Below are 6,000 nucleotides of genomic sequence, written 5' to 3' on the forward strand. Positions count from 1 at the left end.
ATGCCGGGTCGTACACACCAGCATCCCCACTGCTGTTCTCCACCCCTGTCTATGGCCCGGTGAACTGTCGTAGCCGCCGTTCCGGGCTCGTACGATGCCCGGCACGGCAGAGTCTTTTTAGGGAGTCCGTCCTGGCGTCAGTCGGGCCTCACACGGGTTCAGAACGATCCACTGGCGCGGGTCGCGCACATCGCGACGACAACAGGGGCATGCAACAAGGCACTTGCGTGCTCATCCGTGGACTGGCTGAATTTCCCGGCGCGCAAAAATGCTCGCCCCGTAGGCCCAGACGAGCGCCTGTCCGAGATCACGACCAGAGTCGGACGACCAGTCGTCCCTCACCGATCCCAGGAGTTCGCCCGGGATCGGTGAGGGGGGCTCCTCCGTGCATGCGGAGCCGAGGCGCGCCTCAGGAAGCAGAACCGCCGCCTGTTGCAGGGGACTTCTTGGCGGACTCGGGGACCGGCTTGTCGGTGCGCAGTGCCTTCCACAGTTGGGTGGACTGCGGCTGGGCCGCCACCACCCGGTTGGGGTCCTGCTTGTCGTACGCGACCGGAAGCATGATCGTTTCCATGGTGCTCGGGTCCACGCCGTTCATCGAGCGGGCGAAGTCCGCGAGGGATTTCAGCGAGGCGAGCCCGGAGTCGGTGGTCAGCGACTTGGTGGCCGAGTTGGCGATCTTGTACGAGTTCGTCGGACTGCCCAGCAGGTCCTGCGACTTGACCTCGCTCAGCAGCGCGAGGAGGAACTGCTGCTGGAGCCCGATCCGGCCCAGGTCGCTGCCGTCACCGATGCCGTGCCGGGTGCGGACGTATGCGAGGGACTGGGTGCCGTCGAGCTTGTGCGGACCTGCCGTGAGGTCGAGGCCGGACGACGTGTCGTGGATGTCCTGCGGAACGTCGACCGTGACCCCGCCGATGGCGTCCACGAGATCCTTGAAGCCGGCGAAGTTGATCTCGAGATAGTGGTCGATCCGGACCCCGGACATCTTCTCGACGGTCTTGACCACACAGGCCGGACCAACCTGCGAGTAGACGGAGTTGAACATCACGCGGTTCGCGGACGGCATTGTCGAACCGTCGGCCTTGGTGCACTCGGGGCGGGTGACGAGGGTGTCGCGCGGAATGGACACGGCGACGGCCCTGCTCCGGCCCTCAGGTATGTGCACCACCATCGCGGTGTCGGACCGGGCGCCGCTGACGCTCCCGCCGCCTCCCAGCTCCTTGTTCTCGGCACCGGCCCGTGAGTCGGAGCCGAGCACCAGCAGATTCTGACCGCTGGTGGGCAGCTTCTCCGGGCGGTCGTCCCCGAGCGCCTTGTTGATGTCGACGCCCTTGATGTTCCCGTCGAGGTGGCTGTACATCCACCAGGCGGTGCTGCCGGCGGCGAGAAGAACGACGACGACGGAGAGCGCGATCCAGCGCCATACCCGGCGCCGGCGTGCGGGCTTCTTGCGGCGACGTGTCACAGGCTGCTCGGACTGAGGCGCGTTGGAGGTTGCGGCGGTAGGGCTCATTCTCTGGGTCCTCTCTCGATGCCGGGTTCGAACATGGGGAGGGCTCGAGTGGGGGAGTTGGCCGGCCGGTGCGTAGATGATGTGGATGAACTATAGACGTATTTTCGAACGGATCGTGAAGCGACCCATGGCCTTGGCGTGGACCAAGTGTCCGGTTTATGCCCTGATTTGTCATGTCTTATGACGTACAGGTCGAACATTGACACGAGCCATGAATCTAGTGAAGATGTGGTTGACCTGTGAAAGTTGAACTTTCTTTTATTCGCTTTCGGTTCTCGCGCGCGTATGAGTAGTGATGCGCCGAGGAGGGGGACCAGAGCAAAGGGCTGAATGGAACCTGCCGGTCGCCGACCGCAGACAGAACGAGGAGTAATGACTGTGCGGCGGCATGTGCGGGGCGCCACGGTGGAGTGTGGGTCTTGACCACCATCCCCAGTGCGGCCACGCGTCGGGTGCCTGTCGAAACAGCGGAAACCGTTCGCGCAACCGTCCCCGAGGCCCCGTCCGCGCACCAGGTCGGCAACGGTCAGGGTGATGTCTACGTTGAACCGCGGCTGACACCGTTGAGTGCCCGCGAGGCCAATCGTTCGGCCATCGCTGACCTGCTGGGATCCACCGGCGTCTCATTCTTCGCCGTACGTGGAACCTCGGATCACGGCACGGTGGTGGCTGTTGCGGAGAGCGACCGTGACCGTGTCCTCGGGGCCCTGTTCCGTGGCATGGGGCAGTACCCCGGGCATCTGAGCACGATCGACCCGGAGTCAGCGAGTCCGGCAGAGACGTATTCGTCGCGTGACCCGAAGGCGTGGCGAGATGTCCGTACCACCGCTGCGATTCAGGTCAGCTGGTCCCGCACGGACACTGGCCGGCATGTGACGTTCGGCCATGAGTACGGCTGCACCATCGAGTTCTGGCGCTGGCACGGCACCCACCTTGTGGCGCCCCGGGCCAACCGTGTCACCTGGGCCGTGTCCGGCGAGGGCGGCAATGTGCTCGGTGCGCCGCGGTTGTTCAGCCGGTTCGTCTCCGACCACACGCCCCGGGCGGCGGCCCCGGCTCTGGCGACCAGGCCGGAGTTCCTGGTGCGCTGTGTCGAGGACATCGCTTTCCCGGTCGACGCGGTTTACACGTGGGTAGACGGAAACGATCCTGCGTGGCAGCAGCGCAAGGCATCCGCAAAGGGCGAGGTCTATCACGCCGAGTCCGCCAGCGACGCCCGCTTCATCAGCCGCGACGAGTTGCGCTACTCAGTGCGTTCCCTCCATATGTTCGCCCCGTGGATAGCGAATATCTACATCGTGACGGACGACCAGGTGCCCGTCTGGCTGCGGGAGGACATCCCCGGCATCCACGTAGTCAGTCACCGCGAAATCTTCCGTGACCCCGCGGATCTGCCCACGTTCAACTCGCACTCCATCGAGAGCCAGCTGCACCACATCGATGGGCTGTCCGAGCATTTCCTGTACTTCAATGACGACATGTTCATCGGCCGGCCGGTGACGCCGCATGCCTTCTTCACTCCGAGCGGCACAGCGCGCTATTTCCCGTCCCGCAACCGCATTCCGCAGGGCCCGGTCGCCGAGACCGACACCCCGGTCGACGCCGCATGCAAGAACAACAGGGCGCTACTCCTCGAGCGTTTCGGCCGGGTGATCACCCAGCCCATGGAGCACATCCCCTACGCGCTGCGTCGCAGCGCCATGAACGAGGCCGAACGCGACTTCCCCGAGGCGTGGGCCCGTACTGCGGCCAGCCGGTTCCGCGCCATGACCGACCTCTCTACCACTTCGTCGTTCGGGCTGTACTACGCCGCGCTGACGGGGCGGGCTCAGCCGGGGTCCATGCCGTTCGCCTATCTGCAACTGGCCGTACCAGATCTGGCGGACCGGCTCCAACGACTGCTCGACGGCAGGAACCAGGACTCCTTCTGTCTCAACGACGCCTTCTCGACTCCGGAGGACATCGAAGCCCAGCAGGAACTGCTCGACGGATTCCTGAACGCCTACTTCCCCACCCCCAGTCCCTACGAACGATGAACCGGAGTTCATGACATGGCCGACTCGACGGCGATGGGCTCCGCGAACCGGGTCTACCGGCGGATCGTCCCAGGACCGGTACGCAAAGTTGCCGCGAGCGGGGTGCCACCCCGCGTACGACGCAAGGTGAAGGGCGGGCTCGTCCGGACACTGAACCGAAGGGAGGCCCGGCTGCACCGCCGCGCACTGCGGCTGGTGAGGAAGTCGGACTTCGCCGGAGCGTCCGAGCGCAGGACGCGTACGCCCGACGGCCGGGTCGGACATGTCCACAGCGGACTGACTGTCGATCTCGCCCGCCGCCTCGACCACGAATTGGTCACTGCGGCTTTCGACGCCGCCGATATTGCGTGGTTCGCCGTGCCGGCGCTCGACGACCGACGTATCTGCCTGGTCGTGGAACAGCAGGACATGGGACAGGTCCGGCGTGTCCTGAGGGCCCTCCTGGAGGAACACACGGGCTATGTCGTCTCGGTGTCCCCTGCCGACAACAGCACCCGGTCGGTCCCGGGCAGCCATCTGAAGGCGTGGAAGAACTACGGCAGGGCGAAGGTCGTGCGCATCACCTGGCTGCGTACCGATCCCACGGAGAATCTCTGGGTCGGTGAGGACGAGGGCATCGAGATCGAGTTCTGGACGCCCAACAGCGACCTCTCGTACGAGCGGCTCGTCGGGCCCCGGCCCAACCGGGTCCAGCGTGTGGTCCCACGCGATGCCATGGGGATCGAGATCACGTTCGACCGGCTCTCCGGTTACTGCGACATCGACGGGGACATGACCCCGTCGATCACCCTGGAGCACTTCGACATACCGCGGCTGGAGGAGATCACCTTCCCCGTCGACGCCGTTCTGCAGTGGCGGCATCCCGGCCCCTGGGGTGAGGAGTTGCTGCGTGCCTCCTTGCGTTCCCTGCACCAGTACGCACCGTGGGTGGACGTCGTCCATGTCGTGGCAGAGGCGCCGGTCCCGGAGTGGCTGCGCAGCGACGACCGGCTGACCGTGGTGCACGCCGGTACTGGAGCGGAGGCTCGGCTGCACCGGTTGCCCGACCTCGCGAAGCACTTCCTTCTGCTGCGGCCAGGAGCCCTGCTGGGCCGACCCACGAGGCCCTTCGACTACTTCACACCACACGGCTCCACCCGCCCCCTACGGGGCCTGTGGACGGCGGAGGAGTCCTTTGCGCCGTGGACCGTGGCTGCTTACTCGGCCACCGGCCGTGCGGCAACCCAGAGTTACGCGCCCGGCCCCCAGCCGTATGCCGTTGAGGTGCTGCGAAGGTTGGCCGAGGCCGGCGCAGCACCGGAGCCCGCACCGGACAGCCAGTTGGTGGCGAGCCTCCCCACCACCCATCCGGTCGACGGACTCGTCCACCACTTCGCGTACTCCAGCGGCCTGGCCGACCTTTCCGCAGAGGTGACCGTGGTGTTGCATGCGGCCCTGCCCGGAATCAGGCAGCGCTTGGACCGGCTCCTGGTACGCCGGGACACCCGGCAGCTCCAGTTCTTCGGCCTCGGCAGTGATGAAGCCCTGAGCCGTGGCGGCAACGACGCCGTCATCCAATTCCTGCATCGCTACTTCCCCGTGGCCAGTCCGTTCGAGCACGGGAATTCAGAGGACCCGGACAACCACACGTGAGCACAGGAAATCCCGAGGCATCGGCCGTCGTCGGGGCGTACCGCACCATCGTCCCGAGGTCGCTGCGCCGGCGCATCGCACGCAGGGTGCCGATGCGGCTGAGGGCGGGGATCAAGGCGCTGTTGCGCCGACTCCAGTCTCTTGCGCTGCTCGGACGCTACGTTCGTGGGGCACGGGCACGCCGCCGCTGGCCACAGCTCTTCGGCACGTCGGAGAGCCTGGCTGTGCTGGCCGGACGGGGCACCCAGATTGCGCTCGTTCGCACCACGGTTTCGCCGCTTGGTCTGCGTGAAGCCAACCTGGAGCTGATGGTCGCGCTCCTCGAGGGTGCAGGCATCGACTACTTCGCGGTCCGGGGCAGTTCCGACTTCCGGTCGAGTCTCGCCGTGGCTGAGACGAACCGGGACAGGGTCCTGGCCGCGCTGGCCGGCACGCGCAGTTCCGCTCCCGTATACGTCGTCACCTGTCACGGCGACGAACCCGAGGGCAAAGCGGTGCTCTGCGGGTCGGCGCGCGCACGTCGGATAGGACGAGAGGCCGCGGTGCTGCGCACCGGCATGATCTGGAGCAGTCCGGGGAAGTCGCTGGTGCTCGGTCTGAAATACGGCTGTGACATCGAGTTCTGGCGCGTGGAGGAGGGGCGTCTGGTAGCACCTCGCCCCAACCGGGTGACGGAGGACGTCGCCTTCGCCGAGCCACGGGTGAGCGTGCCGATCAGCCGTCTGACACGGCAGCTGTAGTTCTTGATCGGTAGGGCATCGTTGCTGGTCAGGCGGTTGTGGCGGCGGTGATGTTGTTCCAGCGGCGGTGGGCTTC

Annotated in this window: 4 protein-coding genes; 3 read left to right on the forward strand and 1 reads right to left on the reverse strand. The window is 66.1% G+C overall.

The window, feature by feature from the left end; translation table 11 throughout:
• Window positions 1–409: 409 nt before the first annotated feature.
• Entirely contained in the window at window positions 410–1,516 is a 1,107-nt protein-coding gene (locus tag ABZV38_RS32745; protein ID WP_356332074.1) for an LCP family protein, read from the reverse strand.
• A 419-nt stretch (window positions 1,517–1,935) separates the two neighbouring features.
• Between ABZV38_RS32745 and ABZV38_RS32750 the strand changes: the two genes are divergently transcribed.
• From ABZV38_RS32750 to ABZV38_RS32760, 3 genes are read left to right on the forward strand one after another with little or no spacing between them, the layout of a single operon-like run.
• Entirely contained in the window at window positions 1,936–3,552 is a 1,617-nt protein-coding gene (locus tag ABZV38_RS32750; protein ID WP_356332075.1) for a stealth family protein, read from the forward strand.
• 15 nt (window positions 3,553–3,567) lie between these two features.
• Window positions 3,568–5,184 (forward strand): sugar phosphotransferase, encoded by a 1,617-nt coding sequence (locus ABZV38_RS32755; RefSeq protein ID WP_356332076.1) that lies wholly within the window; start codon window positions 3,568–3,570, stop codon window positions 5,182–5,184.
• On the forward strand, window positions 5,181–5,924 hold the full coding sequence (locus ABZV38_RS32760; RefSeq protein ID WP_356332077.1) for a hypothetical protein: 744 nt from the start codon (window positions 5,181–5,183) through the stop codon (window positions 5,922–5,924). The genes ABZV38_RS32755 and ABZV38_RS32760 overlap by 4 nt, the downstream gene beginning before the upstream one ends.
• Window positions 5,925–6,000 lie beyond the last annotated feature (76 nt).

Source organism: Streptomyces sp. NPDC005181 (assembly GCF_040608395.1).
GTDB lineage: Bacteria > Actinomycetota > Actinomycetes > Streptomycetales > Streptomycetaceae > Streptomyces.